This is a genomic window from Paraconexibacter sp. (assembly GCF_041602235.1).
In the GTDB taxonomy this organism is placed as follows: Bacteria; Actinomycetota; Thermoleophilia; order Solirubrobacterales; family Solirubrobacteraceae; genus Paraconexibacter.
The window spans coordinates 1-4,007 of the sequence record NZ_JBFIGP010000325.1 but is presented as its reverse complement, the minus strand read 5'-3'; the positions used below and the strand labels follow the sequence as shown (position 1 = coordinate 4,007).

At 73.9% G+C, this 4,007-nt stretch carries 5 protein-coding genes; 3 read left to right on the top strand and 2 right to left on the bottom strand.

All coding sequences use genetic code 11. From position 1 onward, the window contains the following. Nucleotides 1-948, bottom strand: a 948-nt coding sequence (locus ABYE80_RS18140) for a TIM44-like domain-containing protein (protein WP_372791711.1), incomplete at its 3' end; no start/stop codon positions are given. Between the two features lie 50 nt (nucleotides 949-998). Further along, on the bottom strand, nucleotides 999-1,709 hold the full coding sequence (locus ABYE80_RS18135; protein ID WP_372791710.1) for a PilZ domain-containing protein: 711 nt from the start codon (nucleotides 1,707-1,709) through the stop codon (nucleotides 999-1,001). Between the two features lie 61 nt (nucleotides 1,710-1,770). Here ABYE80_RS18135 and ABYE80_RS18130 point away from each other — a divergent pair, with 61 nt between their 5' ends. From ABYE80_RS18130 to ABYE80_RS18120, 3 genes are all read left to right on the top strand, one after another. Beyond that, nucleotides 1,771-2,226, top strand: a complete 456-nt coding sequence (locus tag ABYE80_RS18130) for a MaoC family dehydratase (protein WP_372791709.1) — start codon at nucleotides 1,771-1,773, stop codon at nucleotides 2,224-2,226. Between the two features lie 187 nt (nucleotides 2,227-2,413). Continuing rightward, nucleotides 2,414-3,271 (top strand): alpha/beta fold hydrolase, encoded by an 858-nt coding sequence (locus ABYE80_RS18125; RefSeq protein ID WP_372791708.1) that lies wholly within the window; start codon nucleotides 2,414-2,416, stop codon nucleotides 3,269-3,271. Nucleotides 3,272-3,401: 130 nt separating this feature from the next. After that, nucleotides 3,402-4,007: fumarylacetoacetate hydrolase family protein (locus ABYE80_RS18120; protein WP_372791707.1), on the top strand; the 606-nt coding region annotated here is incomplete at its 3' end.

Here is a 4,007-nt window from a genome sequence, read left to right as displayed (position 1 = left end):
CTGCACGGCTCGGCGGGCCGCCACCTCCAGGATGTCGGGGGCGAACCGCGCGTCGGCGAGCGAGAGATCGAGGGCCTGGGCGCGCGCGTCGTCGGTGAGATCGACGTCGACGAGATCGACCGTGGCGAACCCGTCCAGGGCCTTGTCGGCGACGGCGCTCTCGACGAGCGCCTCGTCGCGCAGCGCACCCGTGTCCGACCAGGGCGACGCCACGATCGCGGCGTCGAGCTGGTGCACGCCCTCGGTGTCGGACTCGATGGAGGCGAGCGTCCAGCGGCCGTCGCGGTGGGCGAGCGTCCAGTACTCGGCCAGCTGGGTGGTCGCGCTGCTCTGGCCGTTGCGCATGATCGTCTGCCCCCGGTCGGTCACGACCCGGTCGAGCAGGGTGGCGGTGAGCCGGACGCACACGCGGTCCTCGGTGTCGTCGTCGCGGTTGACGATGCCCACGTACTCGACCTCCGGTCCGGACTGCACGTCGACCTTGTTGCGCCAGCCCTTCTTCCGGAAGTCGGCCAGGCGCCGCTCCCACTCGACCATGAGCTCGGCCCCGACCATCGCGCGCAGGCGCGCCACGTCGTTCTCGCTCCAGGCGTGCTGGACGGTGACGAACAGCTCGCGGGCCTGGGAGGTGACGACGTCCGCGGCGAAGTAGGCGTCGTCCTCCGCGGCCTCGGCGCTCGCGCGGACGACCTGGGCGACGCGGGCACGGCGCTTGCGGGACAGCCGGACGGCGCTGACCGCCCCGATCAGCAGGACGATCGCGATCAGCACGAAGATGGCGACCAGGAAGACGGCGCCGCCCGTGCCGATCTCGCCGCTGGACCCGCCGCCCGAGAAGCCGGACCCGCCGCCGCCGGAGAAGCCGCCGCCACCACCGCCGCTGAAGCCGGAGCTGCCGCCGCCCGCGGCGGCGAGGATCGGGGTGAGGAGGGTGAGGGCGACGGTCACACCGCGATGGTCGCAGTCCGCGCCGTCGGGCGGCAACCGGGGACCGTCGATCACGCCCGGGCGCGGAGCTCGGCGAGGGCCGCGCGCTGCCGGCGCGTGACGTACAGCGCCAGCCGCCGGCGCTCGTCGGCGCTCAGCCGCTCCCAGTGCACGCCGGCGAGCCCGGCCTCGTCGATGCGGGTGACGCGGCCACGCGTGTCGAACAGCGTGCCGGGTCCGAGCTCCAGCACGAGGCGCAGCCGCTCACCCTCACGCAGGCGCTCGGCACCGCTCACGAGCGTGCCGCCGACGGAGAGATCCCGGGTGCGCCCGTCGAGCCAGCCGACCCGGAATCGCTCCGGGACCAGCGTCACCGGACGCACGACCGCCACCCGCTGGAACGCGCGGCGCTGGGTCTCCGGGGCATGGGGGTGGACGGCCGTGTAGGCCGCGACTCCCGTGACGCCGCGGGGTGCGGCCGGGGGCACCTCGGTCGACCGCGCGGCGGCGAACACGATCTGGACGGCGTCGTCGCGCAGGCGGCCGAGGGCGTCGAGGCTGCGGACGAGCCGCCCCTCCACCCGCGCGCCCGTCCCGTCGGATGCGGCGCGGGCGACGCAGGGACGTCCGGCGAGGTACCGCGCCGGCACGGGACCCGAGAGGATCGCGAGCTCGGCAGCTCCGGCGACCGCGCGGAGCACGACCGTCTCGAACGAGCCGATGCCCGCGACGTCGAGGCGCACCTGCTCATGGGCCGTGACGGTGCGCTCCCATGGCCTCATGTCCCCCGGGTGATCGGCCGGGACGCCCGCGACCTGAGCGCCGCCTAGGATCCCCGACGGGATGACGACGATCGACGAGCTCACCGACCAGATCGACACGGTCATGGGGCCGACCGCGTGGCGGACGGTCGACCAGACGATGATCGACACGTTCGCCGTCCTCAGCGGCGACCGTCAGTGGATCCACACGGACGTGGAGCGGGCCGCGCGCGAGAGCCCCTTCGGCACCACGATCGCGCACGGGAACCTGACCCTCGCGATGGTCGACGGGTTCCGCGACGAGCTCGTGCCGCTGCAAGGCTTCCGGCTCGGGGTGAACCTCGGCTACGACCGGGTCCGGTTCCCGGCGCCCGTTCCGGTCGGGTCCCGTGTGCGCGCCACAGCAGCTCTCGTCGAGGTCACCGACCGCGGGGACGGCTGGTGGCAGCTCGTCCAGCGCTTCACGATCGAGGTCGACGGCTCCGAGCGGCCTGCGTGCGTCGCCGACTCGGTGATTCGCGTCCAGCCGTTGCCGTAGGGTTGATCGTCAGGAGTCCGGGGTATGGGGCGGACACCTACTCTCGAGCCTTGATTCCTGTGGTCGGGGCACGAGCGGGGAACGCATCGGCCAGCGAAGCTGGCGCACGAGCGGTTCATGGACGGGGGTTGGCGTGCCGATGGAACGTAGTGACATGGCGTCAGGACCACATAGTCAGGAGCGAGGGGTGATCGTCGAGGACGTGGGCCTCTCGGGGCGCCGGCGCCTGCGCATCCGCCGCTGGGAGGGCACGGGTCGACCGCTCGTCCTCCTGCACGGGCTGCTCGACGACAGCGAGGGATGGACCCAGCTCGCGCTCGACACCCATCGTCCCTGCATCGCGATCGATCTCCCGGGATTCGGCGGATCCGATCTGCCCACGCGCCCGCGGATCAGCGGCTACGCGGAAGCCGTGGTGGAAGGCCTTGAACGCCTCGATCTCGACGGGTGCACCCTCGTCGGACACTCCTTGGGCGGTGCGGTCGCCACCGCCGTGGCCGAGCGCACCACGGGCGTGCACGCGCTCGCGCTGCTCGCCCCGGCCGGCTACGGGCGGATCGGGCTCTCGGAGTTCGTGACCCTCCCGGGCGTCAAGCACGCGGCATCGGCCGCGCTCCCGCTCGCGCTGGTGAACCCGCTCACCGTCACCGCCGCCTACACCACCTTCGTGGCCCACCGCCGTCTTCCGTCCCGGGACCTCATGGGCCGTGTGCGCCGCCGGGCCTTCAAGTCCGGCCCGGGCGTGGTCGCCGCCACGGAGGCGATCGCCGCGGCGGGACGGTCGAAGACCGGCTTCTCCAAGCGCCCTGTCCACTTCGCCGGTCCCGTGGCCGCGCTGTGGGGCGAGCACGACGCTCTCGTGTCGCCGGCGCACGCCGAGGCGCTGCAGCTCGCGCTCCCGCAGGCGCACGTCGAGATCTGGGATCGCATGGGCCACCACCCGCAGCGCGAGCGCCCGCAGGATCTCACGCGCTTCATCGAGCGCCACGCCGCTCGCGGCCGGGACGCCGCTGCGCGGCCGAACCGGTACCTGCGGGCCGCGTAGCGGTCCGCATCGCCTCCGCGTTCTCGGCGATCCGCGGGGTCCTGGCCCCCAAGGATCCCCGGGGTCGGGAAGGAGCCCCATCGCGGCGCTCGGAGCGCTGCGGGCACGCGACGGACGGTAGGTTCGCGGCATGAAGCTCGCGACGTTCCTGCCGCCCGGCGGCGACCCCCTGGCCGGCGAGGTGCGAGGCGACGCCGTCGTCGCCTTCGACGACGGATCCACCGTCATCGACCGGCTCGCCTCCGGGGACCGCACGGCGGCGGCGGGCGCCGCGTTCTCGCTCGCCGACGTCACCCTCCTGGCGCCCTACCGCCCGCGGATCCTGTTCGGGATCGGCCTCAACTACCGGGCGCATGCGGCGGAGCAGGACCTCGAGCCGCCGGAGTTCCCGATCGTGTTCACGATGTCCCCGTCGAGCGTCACCGGCCCCGCCGGGCCCGTGGTGTGCCCGCCGGTCGTGCGCCGCCTGGACTACGAGGGCGAACTCGCGGTCGTCATGGGCGCCGGCGGGGCGGTGGCCGGCTACGCGGTCGCCGATGACGTCAGTGCCCGCGACCTGCAGCGCCGCGAGCCGCAGTGGACGCGCGCGAAGGGGTTCGACACGGCCTGCCCGTTCGGGCCGTGGGTGACGACCGTCGACGAGGTCCCCGACCCCGGCGCCCTGCGGCTGCGGACCTGGGTCAACGGCGAGCTGCGCCAGGACACGCCCACCTCGGATCTCCTGTTCGACGTGCCG